The following is a 21905-nucleotide window of genomic DNA, read 5'->3' on the forward strand; positions in this document are numbered from 1 at the left end:
GCTTCTCGCGTCACGCGCCGGCCGCTGTCCGGGTCGGCGAGGATCCGGACTATGGCCACCCTCAGGTCGTCGGCGTCCGGCTCGTTCGCGGACGAGGACACTGCGGGCACCGTCGCCGCGGTCGGTGCCGCCGTGGCGGCGAAGGACGGGGTGGCGAGCAGGATGGCCGGGGCGACAATACCTGCGGCGATGCCGGGCGCTACGCGATGCAGTCGCAAGGGGAATGCTCCTCTTCGTTTGCTGCGGAGGTGAGTTGCGGACGCATTAGGGCGTTCACATCGCTGATGCTGCCACTTGGGTCTGACAGTGACCGTTGCCCAGGTGCGGTCGCAGGGCACCGTTGCCGCGGACGTGGCGTGCTTCGTGAAGGTCTGCCCTGTGTGCGGCGACTTCCTTGGGTGGGTCAGGTCGTCCGCAGGTGATGCATGCACCGGTCCAGCACCTCATCAGCCCCTGGAGGAGATCGAAGATTGGTAGGGGGCCAGACCGGTGTGTGGACTGTTAGGTCGAGCCGCCGGATCATGGGGCGAGACTTCGTCCCGGAGTTCGCGCGGCTGCACCAGCACGAAACCCGACCCACCCGGCACCACCGCACCACCGCAGAGCCCGACCGGATGCGCCGGTATCCGACCCTCCCCCGCCCGCTACTCGCCCACACCGGTCCTCCCGCAGCAGGCTGGAGGACAGGATCAGCAACCTGCAGGACGGTCGCCCAGCCCGCTCGTCGCAGCCCTCGCCGGTAAGGTGCGGCTGGGAGCCGCCGTCCTAGGACGTCGAGCAGCACGGCCCCGCCGAGGACGTGTGGACGCCCCTGGCCAGCGACACACCCCCGTGCTTGGACTGCCCTGTGGACGCTGCCGTCCACCTCTACCCAGTGGCTACGCGAGCGAGTCCCGGGCCGGGTCGGTGGTGACTCAACGTTCCAGACAGCCACTCTGCGTGCCAGAGTAGGTGGTGTCCCGTGTCCTCAGCCAGAAGGGAGCGCGCCTGGTGAACTCGTCCACGCAACCGGACGGCGCCGCAGGCGAGTGGCCGGATCGAGTAGCCGCCGTACGCCGCGCGCTCACCGAGCACGGGCCGCCGCGCAGTCCCGAGGGCGGTCCGGACTTCGTCACCGTCACGCTGCCGGAGCGCGACGGTGATCAGGTACGTGACCTCCTGGTGGCAGAGCGGGTCGGCACGGTCGTGGAGATCGGGCTCGCCTATGCCGGCTCGGCGCTGGCGATCGGCGAGGCCCTGCTGAGGACCGGTTCACGAAACCCACGACATGTGGTGATCGACCCGTTCCAGTTCACCGCATACGACGGTGTCGGGTGGGAACTGCTGTGCAACGCCGGCCTGGACGGCATCGCCGAGCTGGTCGCCGAACCATCGCAGCGCTTCCTTCCCCGGCTGGCCGGTGCGGGTTTCGTCGCGGACGCCGCGTTCGTCGACGGCAGCCACCACTTCCACAACGTATTCGTCGACCTCCACTTCCTGAGCGAGATCGTCCGGCCCGGCGGGATCGTGCTGCTCGACGACCTCTGGTGGCCATCGGTCGGCGCCGCCGCGGCGTACTTCGAAACCAACCTGGGATGGCATCCGATGCCGGACGCCCTGGCCGGCGGAACCACCGACCCGGCCAACGGTCAGCCGCGAACCGGCGCCTACCGACTGCCCGACCCCCGTCCCACACCGGACTTCAAAGAATTCCGACCATTCTGCTGATCGTGGTAGGACACACGAAGGTCACCCGAACCAGACGACGACCGCGCGTCGGTCACTGCCATGGCACCACGCCGTGTTAGTACACGAGTGCCCACCGCGGACCGAACCGCGATGGCACCCGCGAACAGACCGTGGACCGACGGTTGGCATGGCGCACCGCGGCAGCCTCGCACGCCGATGGTAGGAAGTGGTTACGGGCGCGACGGCGCACGGGAACGGTCAGGCAGCGCTGAAGTCATGGGCCGGACCGTCACGCCACTCGACCCACTGGGGCTGGTCCAGGAGATCGTCGGGATTGGCGATGCCGGCACGCTCGAGGAACACCACCAGGTCGTGGTCGCTGTAGGCCGTGCCGAGAATTTCATCGCGTCCGTGACGGTGCACGGTGACCCTCCGGCCGCCGGAGAGCGAGGGCCGGTGCACGACGATCGGAACGCTGGTCACACCCCCAGCGTGCACCGCCGGGCTCCGTGAGGCGAGTGAAGGCAACCAGGCACGGCCGGCACAGATTCCGATCCCCACAGCCACCATCCGACACCGCCGGCCCCGAATTTCCGCTGCGGTCGGCATCCCTCGGCTCGATCGGGCTCCGTCAGGGGCAGGAGACCCATCACACCGCGGGGTGTCGGCGTACGACTGAACGTGCTCGGCCCCGTACAGGTGAACGTGCTCAGTTGATGATGCCCTGCCCACGGGTTCTCGTCAGTCCGCGGGGGACGGTCGGCAGCGTCGGACGACCGGGCACTTCTCATGCCACCTTGATGACAACCTTGCCCGAGGTGTGACCGTTCTCGACGGTGGCGAGGGCGGCCGGGGCGTCGGCGAGCGGGTGGACCGCGGTGATGACGGGTGCGAGGAGTCCGTCGAGGGCCAGCCTGGCCGACCGCTCCAGGTTCTCGCGGTCGACGCGACGCTCGACGAAACACCCACCGAGATCGGCCACGGACATGTCCCCCACAGCGATGACGTTACGGGGATCCTGGCCCAGCGGAGCGACCGTCCGCAGCGAGGTGCCTCCGGCCAGGTCGACGATCCCGTCGAAGCCGTCCGGAACCAGCTCGCGTGCCGCGGCGGCCACGTCCTCGGCGGTGTAGTCGATGAACCGCACTCCGATGGCCTCGGCGTGCTCGCGTTTGGCGGTACTCCCGGTGCCGATCACACGCAGCTCGCGCCCGACAGCCAGCCGGGCGACGGCCAGGCCGACCCCGCCCCCGACCCCGTTGACCAGGACGGTGGCACCGGCCGGGAGGCTGAGCTGATCGAGCACGTCCACCGCTGTAGTCCCGGCTACCGGCAGCGTCGCCGCCACGGTCGCGGACAGACCCTCCGGGATGCGCGCGGTGTGCGGCGCGGACAGCACCGTCGTCTCGGCGTAGGTGCCGCCACCGGTGAGGGCGAAGCCGAAGACCGCGTCACCCACCTCGAGCTCGTTGACGTCCTCGCCCCGGGCGAGAACGGTTCCGGCTGCCTCCATGCCCAGCACACGGGGAAACGGGCGCCCGCCGTCGAACCCGTCGACCAGACCCGAGCGCAGGAGGTGATCGAGGGGATTCACGCCGGCGACCTCGACCCGGATCAGCACCTCGCCGCGACCGGGGACAGGGTCGGGACGATCGAAGAACTCCTGCACCTCGGGCCCGCCGTACCTGCCGAAACCCCACGCCTGCCCCATCTTGCGCCGCCTCTCCTACGACCTGACCCGGTGACTCCGGGCGCAGTCGCCATCCTCACCTCTGACATTGGTGTGAGGGGCAACCGGCTGAGACGCAGATCACAGCGTCAGGGCGGCGGGGCCACCGGTTCCGGGGGCCGTGGACAGCTCCGCCCGGTGCCGGCTGTTGGCTCTGATCAGCACGTCGAGTGCCTCCCGGGTCTCGATCAGGCGCGCGATGTCGGCGTCGATCCGGTCGCGCTCACGCATCATCGCCGTGAACGTCTCCTCGGCCACGCCCAGGTCACCGGGGATGTCCACACACGGCAATACGGTCGCGATGACCCTGCTCGACATACCCGCGTCGAACAGCTGCCGTATGAGTGTCACGCGCTGGACGGCAGCACCGGAATAGTGCCGCTGTCCCGTGTCGGAGCGTGAACTGGTCAGCAGGCCCTGCTCTTCGTAGTACCGCAGCGAGCGCGCACTCACGCCCGTGCGCCTGGACAACTCCCCTATCCGCATCCTTCGAAGCCTACGCCCGCACGCCCCAGGCTCGGACCGCCGTCAAGTCACGAACGCGCGCGGACAGTTCCACCGCCACAGGGCCCCCGGTGCCGCGACTGAGCACGTTCATCTGCACATGTCCGAGCACCTTCCCCAGTACGTCGACACCAGTGTCCAGAACGACTCGAGCTCGCCCCTTGGGCCGGGCACGGGCTGGTGACCGTGCTCGCCACGTAACGCCTCTTTCGAGGACCACGACGACCATGATGGGTCTTCTGCTGTGGGCCGCGGGCGGGCGAGCGGGACGCGGGCGTGGGAGCCGGGTCGACGTCACCGGCGGGCCGGGAGTGACGCGCTCCCCCCGCGGACGGGTGGGAGGGGCGTCCTGGCAGGTCTGCCGAGGAGCGCGACCTCTGACTCATCGGATGGCTTGCGGCATCGTGGACCTTACGAGTCGCCAGCTTGGCTGACAAGAGGAGACGTCAGACGGATTTGAATACGGACGTACGGGTCACGGCGCACTTCAGGGCGGCCGAAGGAACACGTTGAACTTCTCCGCGGCCGCTGGGCGGTCGAGCACGCAAACGGAAAGGTCGGATGTCTTCTTGCGGAGGATCACCGGTCGCTCGTATGGTCGAGCCCGGGTAAGTCATCCGATGTATCGATCGACGGAGGACATGGGCCTCCACACGCGACGACAGGGGAAGAACATGAAGCTGTTGCGAGTCGGGGAACCGGGCCGGGAGACGCCGGCGGTCCTCGGCGAGGACGGCGTCGCCTTCTCTCTCACGGAGGTCACCGCCGACATCGACGGGACGTTCCTCGCCTCCGGCGGAGTCAACCGGGTCAGGCAGGCACTGGCCGAGGGATCACTGCCGCGCCTCGACACCGCGGGCCGGCGGATCGGCGCTCCCGTCGCCCGCCCCGGCAAGGTCGTGTGCGTCGGCCTCAATTACCGTGACCACGCCGAGGAAACCGGCGCGGCCGTCCCCGAGCGGCCGGTGGTCTTCATGAAGGACCCGTCCACCGTCGTGGGCCCCTACGACGAGGTACGCATCCCCCGCGGCTCGGTGAAGACCGACTGGGAGGTCGAACTCGCTGTCGTCATCGGCGCCGAGGCCCGCTACCTGACCGGCCCCGACGAAGCGGCCGGTCACATCGCCGGCTACGCGGTCAGCCACGACGTCTCCGAGCGGGAGTTCCAGCTCGAGTACTCCCCGCAGTGGGACCTCGGCAAGTCCTGCGAGACCTTCAACCCGCTGGGCCCCTGGCTCGTCACCCGTGACGAGGTGGGCGACCCGCAGCGGCTCGGCCTGCGCCTGTCCGTCAACGGCGAGGTCCGCCAGGACGGCACCACCAAGAACATGATCTTCGACGTCGGGTACCTCGTCTGGTACCTCAGCCAGTACATGGTGCTGCGCCCCGGCGACGTCATCAACACCGGCACCCCGGCCGGCGTGGCCCTCGGCCTGCCCGGTACCCCCTATCTGCGCGCGGGCGACACCGTCGCACTGTCCGTCGACGGTCTCGGCACCCAGCGGCAGAAGCTCATCAACGCGTGAAAGGCACCGAGTTGTCCGCAACCCCCGCGCGGATCTCCGCCGTCGACACCTACGACATCCGCTTCCCGACCTCACGGGAGCTGGACGGGTCCGACGCGATGAATCCGGACCCCGACTACTCCGCCGCCTACCTGGTCCTGCGCACCACGGAGGGCGGCCACGAGGGCCACGGCTTCACCTTCACCATCGGCCGCGGCAACGACGTCCAGGTCGCCGCCATCGACGCGCTGCGCGAGCACGTCGTCGGACGGCCCGTCGCCGACCTGTGCGCCGACCCCGGCTCGCTCTACCGCGACCTGATCGGCGACAGCCAACTGCGCTGGCTGGGGCCGGAGAAGGGCGTGATGCACATGGCCATCGGCGCCGTCGTCAACGCTGTCTGGGACCTGGCGGCCAAGCGCGAGGGCAAGCCGCTGTGGCGGTTCCTCGCCGACGCCGACCCCGTCTGGCTCGTCTCCCAGGTCGACTTCCGCTACCTCACCGACGCCCTGACCCCGGACGAAGCCCTGGAGCTTTTGCACCGGGGCCGGCAGGGCGCCGGCGAGCGGACCGCCGAGCTGCTGCGCCGCGGCTACCCCGCCTACACCACCTCCCCGGGCTGGCTCGGCTACTCCGACGAGAAGCTCACCCGCCTCGCCCAGCAGGCCGTCGCCGAGGGATTCACCCAGATCAAGCTCAAGGTCGGCGCCGACCTCGACGACGACATCCGCCGCTGCCGTGCCGCCCGCGAGGCCGTGGGCCCCGACGTCCGGATGGCCATCGACGCCAACCAGCGCTGGGGCGTCGACGAGGCCGTGGCGTGGACACGGGCGCTCGCGGAGTTCGACCCGTACTGGATCGAGGAGCCCACCAGCCCCGACGACATCCTCGGCCACGCCGCCATCCGGCGCGGCGTCCACCCCGTCAAGGTCGCCACCGGCGAGCACGTGCAGAACCGCATCGTCTTCAAGCAGCTCCTCCAGGCCGGCGCCGTCGACGTCCTCCAGCTCGACTCCGCACGCGTGGCCGGGGTCAACGAGAACCTCGCCGTCCTGCTGCTCGCCGCCAAGTTCGGCGTACCGGTCTGCCCGCACGCCGGCGGCGTCGGTCTGTGCGAACTCGTCCAACACCTCTCGATGTTCGACTTCGTGGCCCTCACCGGCACCCTCGAGAACCGTGTCATCGAGTACGTCGACCACCTCCACCAGCACTTCCTGGACCCGGTGGTGGTCGCCGACGGTCACTACCGGCCCCCCGCCTCGCCCGGTTTCTCGGCCGCCATGAAGCAGGCCAGCATCGACATGTACACCTATCCGCACGGCACGTTCTGGGCCGCCGACGCGGCGGAGGCCGCCACGACGACCGCCGGCGCGCCCGGCCAGGACACGGAGGTCCCCGCATGACGACCGCTCTCGCCTCTCTCACCGCCGTCGTCACCGGCGGCGCCTCCGGTATCGGCCTCGCCACCGCGCGGCTGCTCGCCGAACACGGCGCGGACGTCGCCGTCCTCGACCGCGATCCGAGCGGGGTGCCCGCACCCCTGCGCGGCTTCACCGCCGACGTCACCGACGACCGCGCCGTCCGCGCCGCCGTCGAAGGGGCCGCCGAAGCGCTCGGCGGGATCGACGTCCTGGTCAACAACGCCGGTATCGGGGCGGTCGGAACCGTGGAGGACAACCCGGACGAGGAGTGGCACCGCGTGCTGGACGTCAACGTCCTCGGCATCGTCCGCACCACCCGGGCCGCCCTGCCGTACCTGCGCCGTTCCTCCTTTGCCTCGGTCGTCAACACCTGTTCCATCGCCGCCACCGCGGGTCTGCCGCAGCGCGCCCTGTACTCGGCCAGCAAGGGCGCGGTCCTGGCCCTCACCCTGGCCATGGCCGCCGACCACGTCCGTGCGGGCATCCGCGTCAACTGCGTCAGTCCCGGCACCGTCGACACCCCGTGGGTCGGCCGCCTGCTCGACGCCGCCGCCGATCCGGCCGCCGAGCGCGCCGCGCTCGACGCACGCCAGCCCACCGGGCGCCTGGTGACCGCCCAGGAGGTGGCCGCCGCCATCGTCCACCTCGCCTCCCCCGCCGCCGGCAGCACCACCGGCACCGCCCTCGCGGTCGACGGCGGCATGGCCGGCCTGCGGCTGCGACCGGAGCCGCAGCCGTGACCCCACGGCACCACCGGCTCGAAAGCCGCGCCGTACGGGTCGGCGCGCTGGCCTTCGGTGCGGCGGGCATCGGCAACCTGTTCACCCCCGTCACCGACGACGAGGCCGCACGGGCCGTCGACGCCGCCTGGGAGGCGGGCGTCCGGTACTTCGACACCGCCCCCCACTACGGTCTCGGGCTGTCCGAGCGCCGCCTGGGCGCGGCCCTTCGTGCACGGCCGCGCCACGAGTACGCCGTGTCCACCAAGGTCGGCCGCATCCTGGAGCCGGTCCCGGCGACCGCGGGCGACGACCTCGCCGACGGCTTCGCCGTCCCCGCCACCCACCGCCGGCGCTGGGACTTCAGCGCCCGTGGTGTGCGCCGGTCGGTCGAGGAGAGCCTGGAACGGCTCGGTCTGGAGCGGATCGACATCGCCTACCTCCACGACCCCGACGACCACATGGAGCAGGCTCTCGACGAGGCGTACCCGGAACTGGAGCGGATGCGCGACGAGGGAGTGGTCGGTGCGATCGGCGCGGGCATGAACGACGCCGGCCCGCTCACCCGTTTCGTCCGCGAGACCGGCGTCGACGCCGTCCTGCTGGCGGGCCGTTACACGCTCCTGGACCAGTCCGGGCTCGTCGAGCTGCTGCCGCTCGCCGCCGAGCGGGGCGTCGGCGTCGTCGTCGGAGGCGTCTTCAACTCCGGCCTGCTCGCCGATCCGCGCCCCGGGGCCACCTTCGACTACGCCCCGGCGCGCCTCGAGACGCTGTCCCGGGCACTGGAGCTCCAGGCGGTGTGCGAGGGGCACGGGGTGCCGCTGCGCGCCGCCGCCCTGCACTTCCCGTTCGGGTCCCCGGCCGTCACGAGCGTCCTCACCGGAGCACGCAGCGCGGCGGAGGTCCAGGACGCCGCCGGCCTGCTCGGCCGCCCGGTCCCGGACGCGCTGTGGGCGGAGCTCAAGGAACGCGGGCTGCTCCCCGCCGACGTACCCACCCCCCAGGACACCGACTGATGCGCATCGTCCTGTTCCTCACCTGCTTCAACGACACCATGTTCCCGGACACCGGCTACCGGCCGGAGGCCGTCCCGCTGGTGGAACGCTTCACGCGGACCTTCGCCGCGTACGACGCCGTGGTCACCCCGTCCGCCTCCCGCGCCGGGATGATCCGTGACAGCCACCCCGTGCCCGCCCGGAACCACGGCTCCGCCGCGCTCCAGGAGGAGGTCGCCGGCCTGGGGCCCCGGGTCCACGAGTTCACCGAGTCCCTCACCGACGTCCTGGGCGTCACGGACGTGGAGGCGCGTTTCCCCCACCGGGTCGCCTACCGCCCACGGCTGGTCCGCCCCCCGCGACATCCCCGTGCCGCCCGCGGAATCTTTCCGCCAGTAGTGGTGCCAGAACCGCGAACACGACGAGCACGCGAAGGCGAGAGGAAGGAGGGAAGCGATGAGCAGCCGTGAGGCCGTCCTCGGCCGCATCCGCGCCGTACTGGCCGACGTACCGACCGCCGAGGTCCCCGTCCCACGGGACCATCGCCGCAGTCACACCGCACCGGAAGAGGGCATCGTCTCTCCCAGTTCGCCGAACGGGTCGCCGACTACCGTGCCACCGTCGTCCGCACCGACCGGGCCTGACAGGCCGGCGCCCTCGTCGGCATCCTCACCCGCCGTGGTGTCCGGGAGCCGGCCCTGCCGCGCCTCTCCCCCGACACGCTGCTGCCCGCAGGCACCTGGTCGTGGCACCCCGAACCCCATCTCCGGGCCTTCCGACACGAGTGACATCGAACTCGACCGGGTCGAAGGCGTGCACGGACCGCGCCCCCTGAATGTCGTCGTCGTCGACCCCACCGACCCGGAGCAGCCATGAGGATCGCCCTGCACACCCGCGTACGCGCGGACCGCGTCGCGCAGTACGAGGCCGCCCACCGCGAGGTGCCCACCGAGCTCACCGCCGCCATCCGCGCCGCGGGCGTCACCTCGTGGACCATCTGGCGCAGCGGCTGCGAACTGTTCCACCTGCTGGAGTGCGAGGACTACGCCCGGCTCCTCACCGAACTGGAACACCTCCCGGTCAACGTGGCCTGGCAGGCGCGGATGGCCGACCTCCTCGACGTCGTCCACGACTACTCCGAGGGTGGCGCCGACGCGGGCCTGCCGGTGGTGTGGGAACTGTGACCGGCCGGCGGATCATCGACGCGCACCACCACGTCTGGGACCTCGCGGTCCGGCCGCAGCCATGGATCACGGGCCATGACCTCGCCCCGCTCGCCCGGTCGTTCTCGGCCCGGGATCTCGCCGCCGAGGCGCGGGCGGCGGGCGTGTCCGGCACGATCGTCGTGCAGACCGTCTGCGTGCCCGAGGAGACGCCCGAGCTGCTGGCGCTCGCCGCCGGCGGCGACCTGGTCGCGGGTGTCGTCGGATGGACCGACCTCACCTCACCGGACGTCGCCGACGCGATCGCGGCGCTGCGTGAACAGCCCGGTGGCGACCGACTGGTCGGCATCCGCCACCAGGTGCAGGAGGAGCCGGATCCGCGCTGGCTGCTGCGCCCGGACGTCCAGCGCGGGCTGATGGCCGTCGCCGCGGCCGGCCTCGTCTACGACCTCGTCGTCAAGCCCTTCCACCTGCCCGCCGTGGCGGAGGCCGCAGCCCGGCTCACCGGACTGACCTTCGTCCTCGACCATCTCGGCAAGCCCCCGATCGCCACGGAGGCACTGGAACCCTGGGCCTCCGACCTGCGCCGCCTCGCCGCCCTGCCCAACACCGCGGGCAAGCTCTCCGGCCTGGTCACCGAGACCGCCCCCGGCGCGTGGCGGACCGAGAGCCTCGAACCGTACGCGCGGAACGCCCTCGACGCCTTCGGTCCCCAGCGGCTGATGTTCGGGTCCGACTGGCCGGTCTGCACCCTGCGGGCGGACTACGCGACGGTCGTCAGGACCGCGGACACGCTCACGGCGGGACTGTCCCCCGCGGAGAGGGACGCGGTGTTCCACGACACCGCCGTCCGCGTGTACGGGCTGCGGGGCGCCGGACCGTCCGAAGCGGGTGCGCCCGGTGAGGGAACGCGGACGCCATGACCTCCGGGCCCTCAGCGCCCGGCCAGCCCGCCGGGGTCCCTCGGAGACCGGAGGGAACAGTTCCAGGAGCGCCCCACGGCACCGCCCGCACTGCTCCGGATGCCGCTCCAGGACAACGTAAGTGCCAGAGCACCGCCTGCCATTGCTCGGGCAGGGACCGGAAAGCCGCCGCGACCAGGCCGCCCTCCACCGCACGCACCACGTGGTCCTCACCCGCTGGGGGCTCGTTCCGGTAGTGCGCCGTTCCCTGCAGCCACTCGTCGAACTCGGGTGCGAGGTCGATCCGCCGGGCCCGGTCAGCCCACTGGGACGCGGTGTGCCGGACCACGGCCGGCAGGTACGGGCGCCAAGCGTCGGTGGGACCTTTCGGCGCCACCGGGCCGGCGATGGCCGCCGTCTCCGCCTCGTCGCCGCTTCGGGTCGGTGACTCAGTGGTCGGTCACAGCCCTGCACGACCGGCTACCGACCGCCCGGCACACACCTCTTCGTGGAGAAGCAGTTGACGGCTCCCCGGCGCCCCCGAGGACCGGGCGACACGCCGACGGTGAACCAACTCGCCACCTGTAGCGTTCTGGTGAGGCAAGTGATGCCGAGACGGGAGCGCCGGAAGGTGCCCCGGAAGCACATGGGGCGTCACTCCCACAGAATGCACAGAATGCACGGAAGGACGACCGAAGGGGTGTTAGTGAGCGACAGACACAGAAGCGTCGGCTGGAAGGCCGGGACCATGGCGATAGCGGCGGCCATGGCTCTCACCGGGTGCTCGAGCGATTCGGACGCCGGCGACACGGAACCTCGTCCGAGCGACTCGCGAACTGCGGCCGATCCGGGTGGGTCACCTGGCAGCGAGCAGGAGGGCGCCTCGGATGCGCCGCAGAGCTCGGCCGCTGACCAGTCCACGGCTGAGAAAGCGATCGCGGCGTGGGTCACCGCCGTCGTCACAAACCAGCCGAAGGACGCCTGCTTGCTCATGGGCGAAGCCGCTACCGGCTCGACTCCCGCACGGGCCGGCACGGAGTCGACGTGCGACAGCGACTCGCCCGAGGGGAAGCAGATCCAGCAGAACCTCGGACAGCTGCAGGAGTCGTTCACCCCTGATCCGCCCTCGGCGGACCCGGAAGTCGAGGTCGCTGAAACCCCGGCCGCCGGAGACGGAACGGTGAAGGTCCCGGCCGACAAGATCACCATTGACGGCCAGACCCTCGACAAGATCATCCTGTCGCACTCCACCGGCCTCGATTCCGGGCAGCTCGACGTCAAGGTCCACTCCAGCAAGATCGACGACAGGTGGTACGTCACCAACCTGGACTTCGACATCGGCTGACCTTGGACGCCCTGGGCGCCGCCATGACGTCCAGCGGCGGGTCGGCGGCAACGGCCCGCTGCCTTCCCGAGAGATCCTTTTCGCGGCCTTACCAAGCAGGCCACTGACCTCTCAGCCTGGCATGGCGAGCCGTATCGCCTACCGCCCGGAACGTGGACCGGGCGGTACAGGCCGCGAAACCGCGCGGCAGAGATTCCCACCGTCGCGCCACTCCGTCCGGATCGGCATCCCGGGCCGTTTCGACGGCGAGATCGCCGGCCCGGACGACGGCCTTCACGACCGTCTACCGGGATCCCTGACCGAAGCCCAGCCGAGCCGGACCGGCAAGCCCTTCGGCCACGGCAGGTGGTGCCGCCGCCCCCTGCCCGTTCCTGCCGCCGACGTGAGCCGGTCGCGCCGGGGCGCCCCCCTGCGGGCGTCACGCTCCGTCGGGAAAGGAGAACGTACAGGCAATGGATCACTCCTCCCACTCTCCGGGTACCGTCAGGGTATGAGCCATCCGCACCCCGAACTGAAAACCGCACCGCCTCTTCCCGAAGGAGGGTTGCGGGTAGTCGCCCTGGGCGGCCTGGGTGAGATCGGCCGCAACATGACCGTCTTCGAGCACGCGGGCAAGCTGCTGATCGTCGACTGCGGGGTGCTGTTCCCCGAGGAGACGCAGCCCGGCGTGGACGTGATCCTTCCGGACTTCACCTCGATCCGGGACCGCCTGGACGATGTCGTGGCCGTGGTCCTCACCCACGGACACGAGGACCACATCGGCGGTGTGCCCTATCTGCTGCGCGAGCGGAGGGACATCCCGGTCGTCGGCTCCAAGCTGACGCTGGCGTTCCTGGAGGCCAAGCTCAAGGAACACGGCATCCGTCCGCGCTCGGTGCGGGTGCGGGAGGGCGACCGTCGCGGCTTCGGCCCGTTCGACTGCGAGTTCGTGGCGGTCAACCACTCCATCCCGGACAGCCTCGCGGTCGCGATCCGCACCCGGGCCGGGATGGTGCTGCACACCGGCGACTTCAAGATGGACCAGTTCCCTCTCGACGACCGCATCACCGATCTGCGCGCCTTCGCCCGCCTCGGCGAGGAGGGCGTGGACCTGTTCCTCACCGATTCCACCAACGCCGAGGTGCCCGGCTTCACCACCTCCGAGCGGGAGCTGAACCCGGCGATCGAGCAGGTGATGCGCACCGCGCCGCGACGGGTCATCGTCTCCAGCTTCGCCAGCCACGTACACCGCATCCAGCAGGTCCTGGACGCCGCCCACCAGCACGGCCGCAAGGTCGCCTTCGTCGGCCGGTCGATGGTCCGCAACATGGGCATCGCGCGTGACCTGGGCTATCTGAAGGTCCCCTCCGGTCTGGTCGTGAGCACGAAGGAGCTGGAGAAGCTCCCGGACCACAAGATCACTCTGGTGTGCACCGGCTCCCAGGGCGAACCGATGGCCGCGCTGTCACGAATGGCCAACCGCGACCACCAGATCCGCATCGGCAAGGGCGACACCGTCCTGCTCGCCAGTTCCCTGATCCCCGGCAACGAGAACGCCATCTACCGGGTGATCAACGGACTCACCCGGTGGGGCGCCCATGTGGTCCACAAGGGCAACGCCAAGGTGCACGTCTCCGGGCACGCCAGCGCCGGGGAACTCGTCTACTGCTACAACATCGTCCGCCCCCGCAACGTCATGCCCGTGCACGGCGAATGGCGCCACCTGCGGGCCAACGGCGACCTCGCCATCCGTACCGGCGTCGACCCCGATCGCGTCGTCATCGCCGAGGACGGTGTCGTCGTCGACCTGGTCGACGGGCGCGCGTCCATCACCGGCAAGGTCCCCGCCGGCAACGTGTACGTGGACGGCATGGAAGTCGGCGGCGCCACCGAGGCGTCCCTCAAGGACCGTCTCACCCTCGCCGCCGAAGGCGTGGTCACGGTGGTGGCGATCGTCGACGCGGACACCGGCGCACTGGCCGAGCCCCCGGACTTCCTGGCCCGCGGCTTCGTCCACGACGACGCCACCTTCGAGCCGGTCGTCCCCGTCATCGAGAAGACCCTGGCCACCGCGGCCGAGGAGGGCGTCGGGGACGCGCGCCAACTCGAACAGCTCCTCGCCCGCGCCGTGGCGAACTGGGCGTTCCGCACCCATCGCCGCAAGCCCCTCATCATCCCCGTCATCATCGACGCCTGAGCCGCAGCCCGGCGGCACGGTCCACGGTTCCGGTCGCGGCCCACGAGCATCGAGGCCGGGGCACGGCCGGACCGGTCGGTGACCAAGCCGCCGGGTTCGGCGAGACGGATCGCCTCGCCGTGGGCGGCCGGCAGGTCGGGGACGCCGCGTCCTGGGGTGGCGACGACCACCTCGGCGCCCTGGCGCAGCTCGGGCCGGCCTGTCGGCCGATCGACACGCCGCCGACGACCGTGGCCGTCCACGCCAGGGCAGAGGCGGTGGCACACACGGGGCGCGCGGCGGCCGGCGGCTCCTGCAAGCCGGCCGTCATGCGGGCGGAGCCGGTGCCTCGTCAACCGGCACACCGCGTCATCCCGACGGAATGCGAAACTCGAATTCGGGACGGTCCCACGGCACGGCGGGCGGGTTCGCGAACGCGGTTCCGGTCCGCACCGCACCGACTCGGTGGTAGAAATCCTCGGCGGGAAGGTGCGACACCACCCGGAGGCGGTCGATGCCGGCGGCACGGGCCTCGGACTGCATGTGCGCGACGAGTAGCCGTCCAATGCCCCGGCCCTGCACGTCGTCGGCGACGAACAGCAGGTCGAGCTCGGGTGGAGCGAGGACGAGCGAGTAGAACCCGAGGACCCGGCCTTCGTGCTCGTCGGCGCCGACGGCCACGAAGACGCGGTGGGTTTCGATGTAATCAGGACCGACCCGGTAGCCCGCGACTGCGGCTGCGTACTTCCCCTGATAGGCGCCTGAGCCGCGCACGAGCCGCGTGAGCCGTTTGGCGTCCCGCGCGACGGCCCTCCGTATCGTGATCGGCTGGCTGATCAGGGAAGTGCGTGGTCTCATCGGGGGCAGTATGTCGCACCGGGGAGTGCCTTCGCGCGGCAGGGCGGCCGGCTGGGCGGAGTGCGCACCGCCGCCCGTGCGGCTGTCCGGACGTTGCCCTCGGGATGATCGAGCATCGGGTGGTGCGGGCGGGCCCAGGGCGCGACGACGGCCCAGCGCGAGCCCTCCGGGCGCCCGGCGGCCCCGAATCAGCCGGTTGCCCGCGGCCGGATCCTGATCATCGTGGTGTCGTCCGTCTCGATCATCCGGGCGGCCCGCAGCCCCGTCACGAAGCGCAGAAAAGCCGTCTCGTCCAGGCGTCGTACGACCCGCCACCATCGTGCCGCGTCCGCTCCGGCCTCGCGGCCGCCCCGGGCCAGCAGGACCTCGGCCAGGGCATCCGAGACCAGCAGGACCATGTCGTGTTCGTGCAGTTGCTCCCGGCAGTGGCGGACCCGGTCGACGAGGAGCGGAGCGCCGGCGGTCAGGAGATCGGGATGAGAACCGAACTGCCTGGCGTCATCGAGGGGAAAGGCGTGCCACAGGGAGTTCTCTCGTACATGGAGCAGGCAGCTGTCCCCGACGGCGACGGCCTCGAAGCTCCACCCCTCGGGCGCCCGGTGGACTCTCATCCCCAGGAACGTCGCCGCCGCGACGCTCCTGGCCTCGGCGTCGTGCAGCCAGAAGTCCCGGTGGCGGTGGTGCGCGGCCGGCCCCTCGTCGGGCCGGGCCGCCGCGGCCTGGGCGCGTCCCTTCTTCCGCTGCTCCTCCAGCGCGCTCCACAGGTCGCGGCAGCGTTCGGCCCAGGCCGTCAGCGACCCTGCGGAGTGATCGGGGGCTTCGGTGAGGTACCTCTCGGCCAGCAGCCGGCTCCACGGGCCCGCCCGGTAGGCGGAGCTGGCGCCGTCGCTCAGGGCGAAGGCCGTGCGATCGCCCTGGACGGCTGCCGCGTCACGCCATTCCTGAGGACGCTCCAGCACCGACGGAACCCGGTACACATGGACGTCCAGGGGGAATGCGGTGGACGCGTTCAGGTCCGTACGACGGCTCGGCCCGGCAGCGTTCACAGCGTCCCCACGTTCAGCGCCCGGACGACACCGGCCAGATCGGCGTTGCACACGAAGCCTCGTGCGCCCGCCCCGGGGCGCGGCAGGCCGTGCCGGTCGGCCTCGGTCCTGACGTACTCCAGCATGCGCGTCGGCAGCACCGAGGACGTGTGGAACAGTCCGGCCGTGTAGGGGTCCGCAAGCCCGGCCGCATCGTTCGGGAAGAGGACGGGTTCGGCAGCGCGCGCGGCGACGGCCACGTTGAACATGATGAGCGGCCCGTCCACGGTGCTCAGTCCCACCAGCCTGGCGACACGCTCCGCGAGATCGTCCAGGGTGCCGTCCGTCGCCTCGCCGTCGGTGATGTTGATGACGACCGGGGCCGGGGAGTCCTGGTGCGAGGCGACCCAGCCCGCGGCGAAGTCGTACGCGAGGTCCAGCGCGGCGCACATCATGGTCTGCCCGTCGGCGAGCGGTTCCACCCAGACGGGCCACGACTGGCCGTCCGGCTCCTCGTGGATCCGCACGAAGGAATCCGCCAACTGCGGTGAGGAGACCAGCGGGTTGCCGAATCCGTCGCCGCTCTTCAGCAGTCGGGTGATGCGGTCCGAGTAGCCGATGAGGGCGATGTCGAAGTAGTGCCGCGGCCCCTGCTCGTCCAGCACGCACCGCTGGACGAGTTGCATCAGAAGCCGGTTGGTGGTGTCGGCCAGGGCCTGGGCCTTGGACAGGCCCGCGGCACCGACCATGGGGGCGGACATGGAGTACGACTGGTCGAGCAAGAGGATGAAGCACGCCGGATGGTTGCGGTCGACGCGGATCGTGTGGTTCATGTGTCGTCTCCCTCTCCCCCGAGTTCAGGGGCGAAGTAGTCCGGTTCGAGCAGGAGTCGGGGTTGTCGGCACCGTGCGTCGAGGTTCCAGCGGTGGGCGCACCTTCCGCAGGCCCCCTCGCTCCCCGGGGCGGGCCGGGGAGTCCTGGCCAGATCGAAGGAGCCGCATCTCGGGCACTGAGGGCCGGTCTCGGGGCTGGTCAGCGTGGCCTCGAAGGCACGGATGTCGAAGACTGGGGGCGGGGGCGGGGCCGGCTTCGCCGCCGTGGACCTGTCGGGGGTCGGGGCCGCCGAGCCAGGCGCCCTCTGTGCGGTGCCCTGCGGGTTTGCCGTGAACGGAGCTGTGTTCGCAGTTCCCGGTGGCTCCGTCGACGGCGGCGCCGGGTCGCCGACGGGCCGGCCCGTCGGCGACGTACGCCCGCCGCTCGGTCGGTAGGTCGGCAGCGGTGTCGTAGGCCCACCGCACGGTGGGCTTGACGGCCGTTCGGGCGACGAGGTCGGATCTTCTTCCGCCATCGAGGGAGATGGCCGGCCTCCGTCCGGCCGTGGCCGCTCACGGGTCAGCGCCTCCTGCGACGGCCGGGCGGGGGCTGATCGGTTCGCGTGCCGCAGGAGTGATCTGGCGGTGGGTACCGCGAGCAGGCCGAGTGCGAGCAGACCCACGACGCGCAGTGGGGGCGTGTCTTCCGTCCGCTCCGGCACGTCGGCGGCACGCAGGACCGCTCCGCCCTCGCCGACCACCTCCACCGACCTGGGCTGTAGCGCTGCCACGGCGCCGAGGTCGGCCGTAGGGGACAGGGCGACGAGGGCGGGCGGCTGCATGGCGGCGATGCCGCGGGAAAGCGCCGCATCGGGCGTCCATCCCTGCCGGAGGGGGATGCGAGGAGGGGGTGACGACTGCTGCGGAGGGAGGAGAACCACCAGGCGCGCCCCTGCCTGGCGTGCCTTCCCGGAGATACCGGCGAGGTCCGTCGCCCGCGCCTCCTGCGGCAGTTGGACCACCAAGGTCCGCTCCGGCGCCGGCCTGCTTCCTCCTCCTGCGAGTACGGCGGCCAGGAGAGCGGCCGTCAGGGCCAACAGCAGCACCACGGCTTCGACGGAGCGCGACCCGGCGGGAGCACGGCCCCGCGCCCCGGTCACAGCGCCGCTCCGAGCACCAGGGCGATGAGCAGCAGGAGCAGCGCCGCCGCGGCACCGATGAGGATCTTTCGCCCGGTCCCGGGACCGCGCGCCGACGGCAACGATGCCCCCGACGCGTACGCCGGGACCGGCGGGGGCGCTCCCAGTGCGGGGACGAGCGGCCGATCCGCGACCGTCGGTGGCGACGGCGACTCGGAGGCGGCAGCGAGGGCGCTCGACGGCTCAGTGGCTACGGGCGGAATCAGGACAGCCGGTGTCTGTGCCGGGGCGGGGGTGACCGGCGCGGCAGGAAACCTCGGTACGGGCGAGGAACCGTGCGGCGTGCGGCTGCGTCCGGGCTGCTGCTCCGGATCGTCGAGTGCGCGGGGCGGGGGCACCTGGCTCATCGAGCCGCGGCAGGCACCGTCCAGCAGAGCGGTCAGCCTCCTGACGGTCACGCTGCGGCTGGCGGCCAGCCGGAACCACAGGCGAGTGGCCATGGGATGTTCGAAGTCCGTCGCCGTGAAGAGGAGGTTGTCCTCGTTGTGGAAGTCGTCCCACAGACCCGGGTCGACGGCCAAGGCGAGGATGGACAGATGGATGACAAGGCCCGAGAAGTGGTCGACGGCGCGGTCCCAGCGGCCCGTCCTCAGCCGTTCGGGGTGCTGGAAGTGGGGGTGCCCGAACTCCTGCGGCGGCTCTGCCGACAGCTCCGCCGTCCATACAGCGTCAAGGTCGATCAGACGCATCCGGCCCCCGTTCGCGATCCGGATGTTGTCGTGCTGGAGGTCGCCGTGCGCCACCTCATCGCGGTCCAGCCGGCCGAGCACCCTCCGCCAGCCGCCGGCCAGAAGGTTCAGTTCCTCCGTGTGTCCCAACCGCGATGCGAGGTGGGCACGCAGGCTTTCGCCCGCGACGTGCTCCATGACGACCGCGGGCCACCAACGGCCGTCGATGTGCACCGCCTCCTCGGCCCATACCGCGTCGGCGAGAACCGGCGACCGGGCGGCGTCGGCGCGGGCGGCCCACTTCTCCAGGGCCTCGTAGCGCCGGTGCACCGTGGGGGTGGGCTTGTTCTTGAAGCAACGCAGGACGGCTGCGCCGCGAGGCGAATCGAGCACGTAGGCGACGGCGTTGGCCCCCTCCATCCGGCGCATCAGACCGCCGCGCTTCTCCACGAGGGCTCCCTTGAGTCTGCCGTGGGGAGGGAAGGCGCCCAGTTGCACCGCCTTGTCGAAGGCCGCCGTGTCCGGCCACGTAGTGGGGGCCTTGGCCAAGGATCAGCCCTGCCCGGGGCCGGGCTTGCCGCCGTGCTGCGGCCCGCCGACGGCCGCCGCCAAGTCGGCCCCGCCGGTCTTGACCTCGTCGGCCCGCTTCAGCAACAGACTCACCGACTCCGACAGCGCGGCCTCCGCGCCGTCGAACTCACCGGGCCAGATGGCCCGTTGATCGGCACGGCACACACGTCGCCATTCGCGTTCCACCCCGGGCGTGCCTGTGGTGGCGGCGAAGAACTGGTACGCGGCGGCGGCCAGCACGCGGACCATGGCCAGGGCCTCGGTGTGGAGCTTCCGCTCCAGTTCGCTCACCGCGCCCTCCACGGTGCCGACCAGTTCGCGGTGGAGCTGTTCCATGCCTTCCACGGCCCCTGCCGCATAGCTCCCCGCGGGCGCGGTCTGCACGGACGCACCCGGTTCCGCGGGCGCACCCGCCGATGCCGGAGAGGGCTGCTTCTGCCCCGGCCGGCCGGCGGCGAGCGGCTGGAACCAGCTCGCGCGGCTGCCCGGCGGCGGCTGTTCGTCCTCCTGCGCGGACTTCCCGTCCCCGGCTGGTTCTCGCGGGGCGACCGCCGGGGACACCTGCCCGGCGACATGACGGACCTGCTGGACGACGGGGCTGCCGACGCGCAGGAACAGACTGCCGTAGTCCGTGCGCAGCCCGGTGAAGTCCTCCAGGGCCTTCCTCAGAATCGGTGCCGGGAGGCGTTCCACCCGCCGCAGCAGCGCCTCCAGCGGCCGGTCGCCCGTGGGGACGACACCGTCGGTGAGCCGTCCCCGCAGGGAGTCGGCCATCCGCTGCCACAGCAGGGCGACGGCCCGGTCGACGGAGGCATCCACTCCGCCGAACTCCTCGGTGAGTTTCGTGCGGGCGCGGTTGAACCAGCGGTCCGCCATCGCGCCACTGCGCCAGTACATCGCGGTCTTCGTCCTGGCGCGCCAGGCGGCCTCGTCGGAGAAGTCGAATCCGTCGCGCACCCACGCTCGGACCCGCTCGGCGGCCTCGCCGACCGCCGCCTCGATCTGCGGTATGTGCTCGTTGCGGGAGACCATGCCGTCGTACTCCTCGTACACGACGGCGAGTTCGTCGGCGAGCTCGTCGCAGAGTTCCTCTGCCAGGGTCTGCAACCGGTCGGCCTCGTCCGGCACCCCCTGCTGCCACCGCTCGGCGGCCGAGGCCACCTCCCCGGCGAAGACCAGTGCCTCGCGCGTCACCGCGGAGATGCGGCGTCGCAGTCCGTCGAGCATCGCGCGGTCCATCTCGGCGAGCCGGTCCGCGAGGTGGCCGAGGAGCACGGGCAGCAGCAACTCGCGCACGGCGTGGTCCGCGGTTTCGGAGGCACCGCCCAACGGGCACTCCACCGTGCGCACCTGGTAGTTGCGGGCCGCCTCGCGGGCGGAGTCCAGCACATTGCGCGCCGCGTCGGGCGACAGGGTGACGTCGGGGTTGACGACCACCATCGCGAAATCCGAGAACGGCACATCCCCCAGAGCGAGTTGGGCGAGATGAAGGTCGGCGAAGTCCTCCTGCCCGAAGAAGGCGGTGTTGGATGCGGCCCTCTTCACATGAAGGAGGAAGTCCACTTCATGAGTGAGATCGCGCAGGAAGTGCTGCTGGACGTCGAGCCCGGCCTCGCCGGCGCCCGGGAGGTCCACCAGGACCATCGCGGTGGTCTCCACATGCGGGAAGTCGCAGTATACGTGGATGTCCCGCACCGCGTGATAAAGCCTCGGCATGCCGCCCTCCTCCCCCACGCCGTCCGGATAACTGATGTACGGCGCCAGCTCCTCGAGGCGTACGACGATCTGCTCGCCCGTATCGCCCCGGCCGCCGCCCCTGGTCAGCAGGTGCAGGTAGTCGTCGAGGGAGGCCTGCGCCTGGCGCAGCTTCCTGAGGTAGGGCAGCGCCACCGCGCTGTATTCGTCGGACGGCGCTCCGCCGTTGCCCACCTGTGGATAGGGATGATCGCGGAAGGAAGCCGGATCCCTGGGTGGACCTGCCGGCAGTTGCGCCGCTCCATGGAGCGGCGCGAGGTACTGGTCCACGAACTCGTCCCACGTCCGCAGTGTGACCAGTGCCTCCGCCCGGTTGGGCCGGTGGTGGATCCAACTGCGGGAAGCCGTCGTCGGGTTGTTCCCGTGCGAGGGGAGGACCGTGCCGTCCAGGCCGCTCACGGCCCGTAGGACGGTGCTCTTGCCCGCCTTCGTCCGCCCCACGACACCGACGTTGACCGTGTCGCGGTCGACCCGGGAGCGCACGGCACCGAGGTGCCCCTCGGTCTGCCGGATCCGAGACGCCAGCCGGTCGAGCCGGTCGGGTCCACCGTCCGCCGCGGGGCGGCGCCATGCCTCCACGGCTGCCAGCGCGTGGTCGGGATCGCCGCTCAGCGCCGCTGACGCCGCCGACTCTGCGATCAACCGGTCCACCGCGTCGACCAGTTCGGCGAATCGGCCCCGGAACGATGCCCAGTGCCGGTCGACCTCCGCGACCAGGGGGCGGTTCGCCGCCCGGTTGGCCAGAGCACGGCTGATGGACGCCTCCAGACGTGACCGGTCCACGCCTTCCCCCCTTGGAATAGCCGGATGGCGGGATCATCCGGACGTGGCCTGAATATAGCCCTGCAGACCTTCACGTAATCGCCATATCAGAGCAACGGTTACTGATGGTGCGAAAGATAATCACAGCGA

The 21905-nt window shown here is 71.1% G+C and carries 19 protein-coding genes and 1 pseudogene; 10 read left to right on the forward strand and 10 right to left on the reverse strand.

Features of this window, described 5'->3' with window-relative positions:
* Positions 1 to 218, reverse strand: a pseudogene (locus IE172_RS34780) (ALF repeat-containing protein); the annotation flags it as partial.
* A gap of 772 nt (positions 219 to 990) precedes the next feature.
* Between IE172_RS34780 and IE172_RS24990 the strand changes: the two are divergent.
* On the forward strand, positions 991 to 1707 hold the full coding sequence (locus tag IE172_RS24990) for a class I SAM-dependent methyltransferase (protein ID WP_190099546.1): 717 nt from the start codon (positions 991 to 993) through the stop codon (positions 1705 to 1707).
* Positions 1708 to 1926: 219 nt separating this feature from the next.
* Here IE172_RS24990 and IE172_RS24995 read toward each other — a convergent pair whose 3' ends face one another.
* The 3 genes from IE172_RS24995 to IE172_RS25005 all read right to left on the reverse strand — a co-directional run bounded on the left by IE172_RS24995 (position 1927) and on the right by IE172_RS25005 (position 3883).
* Positions 1927 to 2151, reverse strand: a complete 225-nt coding sequence (locus IE172_RS24995; protein ID WP_190099547.1) for a hypothetical protein — start codon at positions 2149 to 2151, stop codon at positions 1927 to 1929.
* Between the two features lie 304 nt (positions 2152 to 2455).
* Complete coding sequence (locus tag IE172_RS25000; RefSeq protein ID WP_190099548.1) at positions 2456 to 3379, reverse strand: NADP-dependent oxidoreductase; 924 nt, start codon at positions 3377 to 3379, stop codon at positions 2456 to 2458.
* A gap of 99 nt (positions 3380 to 3478) precedes the next feature.
* The gene (locus IE172_RS25005; protein WP_190099549.1) at positions 3479 to 3883 is read right to left on the reverse strand and encodes a MerR family transcriptional regulator; all 405 of its coding nucleotides are present in this window, start codon (positions 3881 to 3883) and stop codon (positions 3479 to 3481) included.
* Between the two features lie 692 nt (positions 3884 to 4575).
* Here IE172_RS25005 and IE172_RS25010 point away from each other — a divergent pair.
* The 7 genes from IE172_RS25010 (at position 4576) to IE172_RS25040 (ending at position 10627) form a co-directional block, all read left to right on the forward strand.
* Positions 4576 to 5427 carry a fumarylacetoacetate hydrolase family protein gene (locus IE172_RS25010; protein WP_190099550.1) on the forward strand — a complete coding sequence of 284 codons (852 nt, stop codon included), beginning with the start codon at positions 4576 to 4578 and terminating at the stop codon, positions 5425 to 5427.
* A gap of 11 nt (positions 5428 to 5438) precedes the next feature.
* Positions 5439 to 6809: an L-fuconate dehydratase gene (locus IE172_RS25015; protein WP_190099551.1), complete on the forward strand. Its 1371-nt coding sequence runs from the start codon at positions 5439 to 5441 to the stop codon at positions 6807 to 6809.
* Complete coding sequence (locus IE172_RS25020; protein WP_190099552.1) at positions 6806 to 7567, forward strand: SDR family NAD(P)-dependent oxidoreductase; 762 nt, start codon at positions 6806 to 6808, stop codon at positions 7565 to 7567. Before IE172_RS25015 ends, IE172_RS25020 begins: the two co-directional genes overlap by 4 nt.
* A complete protein-coding gene (locus IE172_RS25025; protein WP_190099553.1) occupies positions 7564 to 8562 on the forward strand; it encodes an aldo/keto reductase in 999 nt (332 codons plus the stop codon). Before IE172_RS25020 ends, IE172_RS25025 begins: the two co-directional genes overlap by 4 nt.
* A complete protein-coding gene (locus IE172_RS25030) occupies positions 8562 to 9011 on the forward strand; it encodes a hypothetical protein (RefSeq protein WP_190099554.1) in 450 nt (149 codons plus the stop codon). Before IE172_RS25025 ends, IE172_RS25030 begins: the two co-directional genes overlap by 1 nt.
* A 402-nt stretch (positions 9012 to 9413) precedes the next feature.
* Complete coding sequence (locus IE172_RS25035; protein WP_190099555.1) at positions 9414 to 9725, forward strand: L-rhamnose mutarotase; 312 nt, start codon at positions 9414 to 9416, stop codon at positions 9723 to 9725.
* Entirely contained in the window at positions 9713 to 10627 is a 915-nt protein-coding gene (locus IE172_RS25040; RefSeq protein WP_403378657.1) for an amidohydrolase family protein, read from the forward strand. Before IE172_RS25035 ends, IE172_RS25040 begins: the two co-directional genes overlap by 13 nt.
* 633 nt (positions 10628 to 11260) lie before the next feature.
* On the opposite strand, the gene IE172_RS25045 is transcribed toward IE172_RS25040, so the two are convergent.
* Positions 11261 to 11599, reverse strand: coding sequence for a hypothetical protein (locus IE172_RS25045; RefSeq protein ID WP_190099556.1), 339 nt, complete (start codon positions 11597 to 11599; stop codon positions 11261 to 11263).
* On the opposite strand from IE172_RS25045, the gene IE172_RS25050 reads away from it, so the two are divergent.
* Both IE172_RS25050 and IE172_RS25055 read left to right on the forward strand, forming a co-directional pair.
* Positions 11598 to 11951 (forward strand): hypothetical protein, encoded by a 354-nt coding sequence (locus IE172_RS25050; protein ID WP_190099557.1) that lies wholly within the window; start codon positions 11598 to 11600, stop codon positions 11949 to 11951. The genes IE172_RS25045 and IE172_RS25050 overlap by 2 nt on opposite strands.
* Positions 11952 to 12441: 490 nt before the next feature.
* Entirely contained in the window at positions 12442 to 14127 is a 1686-nt protein-coding gene (locus tag IE172_RS25055; protein ID WP_190099558.1) for a ribonuclease J, read from the forward strand.
* A 348-nt stretch (positions 14128 to 14475) separates the two neighbouring features.
* Here the strand turns inward: IE172_RS25055 and IE172_RS25060 are convergent, their stop codons facing one another.
* From IE172_RS25060 to IE172_RS25080, 5 genes are all read right to left on the reverse strand, one after another.
* Positions 14476 to 14964: a GNAT family N-acetyltransferase gene (locus IE172_RS25060; protein WP_190099559.1), complete on the reverse strand. Its 489-nt coding sequence runs from the start codon at positions 14962 to 14964 to the stop codon at positions 14476 to 14478.
* A 188-nt stretch (positions 14965 to 15152) separates the two neighbouring features.
* Positions 15153 to 16010, reverse strand: coding sequence for a protein phosphatase 2C domain-containing protein (locus IE172_RS25065; protein ID WP_190099560.1), 858 nt, complete (start codon positions 16008 to 16010; stop codon positions 15153 to 15155).
* Positions 16007 to 16822: a vWA domain-containing protein gene (locus IE172_RS25070; RefSeq protein ID WP_190099561.1), complete on the reverse strand. Its 816-nt coding sequence runs from the start codon at positions 16820 to 16822 to the stop codon at positions 16007 to 16009. Before IE172_RS25070 ends, IE172_RS25065 begins: the two co-directional genes overlap by 4 nt.
* Before the next feature lie 1135 nt (positions 16823 to 17957).
* Positions 17958 to 19217: a BUD32 family EKC/KEOPS complex subunit gene (locus tag IE172_RS25075; protein ID WP_190099562.1), complete on the reverse strand. Its 1260-nt coding sequence runs from the start codon at positions 19215 to 19217 to the stop codon at positions 17958 to 17960.
* A 3-nt stretch (positions 19218 to 19220) separates the two neighbouring features.
* Positions 19221 to 21776, reverse strand: a complete 2556-nt coding sequence (locus tag IE172_RS25080; RefSeq protein WP_190099563.1) for a hypothetical protein — start codon at positions 21774 to 21776, stop codon at positions 19221 to 19223.
* Positions 21777 to 21905: the final 129 nt, after the last annotated feature.

Origin of the sequence: Streptomyces griseoflavus (assembly GCF_014649995.1) — a bacterium.
Classification (GTDB): Bacteria; Actinomycetota; Actinomycetes; order Streptomycetales; family Streptomycetaceae; genus Streptomyces; species Streptomyces griseoflavus.

Bases quoted from the DNA above. Each gene is read 5' to 3' on its own strand.
- IE172_RS25050 (WP_190099557.1), top strand. From the start codon at position 11,598: ATGGGCGAAGCCGCTACCGGCTCGACTCCCGCACGGGCCGGCACGGAG.
- IE172_RS25020 (WP_190099552.1), top strand. From the start codon at position 6,806: ATGACGACCGCTCTCGCCTCTCTCACCGCCGTCGTCACCGGCGGCGCC.
- IE172_RS25010 (WP_190099550.1), top strand. From the start codon at position 4,576: ATGAAGCTGTTGCGAGTCGGGGAACCGGGCCGGGAGACGCCGGCGGTC.
- IE172_RS25035 (WP_190099555.1), top strand. From the start codon at position 9,414: ATGAGGATCGCCCTGCACACCCGCGTACGCGCGGACCGCGTCGCGCAG.
- IE172_RS25005 (WP_190099549.1), bottom strand. From the start codon at position 3,883: ATGCGGATAGGGGAGTTGTCCAGGCGCACGGGCGTGAGTGCGCGCTCG.
- IE172_RS25030 (WP_190099554.1), top strand. From the start codon at position 8,562: ATGCGCATCGTCCTGTTCCTCACCTGCTTCAACGACACCATGTTCCCG.
- IE172_RS25045 (WP_190099556.1), bottom strand. From the start codon at position 11,599: ATGAGCAAGCAGGCGTCCTTCGGCTGGTTTGTGACGACGGCGGTGACC.
- IE172_RS25060 (WP_190099559.1), bottom strand. From the start codon at position 14,964: ATGAGACCACGCACTTCCCTGATCAGCCAGCCGATCACGATACGGAGG.
- IE172_RS25055 (WP_190099558.1), top strand. From the start codon at position 12,442: ATGAGCCATCCGCACCCCGAACTGAAAACCGCACCGCCTCTTCCCGAA.
- IE172_RS25070 (WP_190099561.1), bottom strand. From the start codon at position 16,822: ATGAACCACACGATCCGCGTCGACCGCAACCATCCGGCGTGCTTCATC.
- IE172_RS25000 (WP_190099548.1), bottom strand. From the start codon at position 3,379: ATGGGGCAGGCGTGGGGTTTCGGCAGGTACGGCGGGCCCGAGGTGCAG.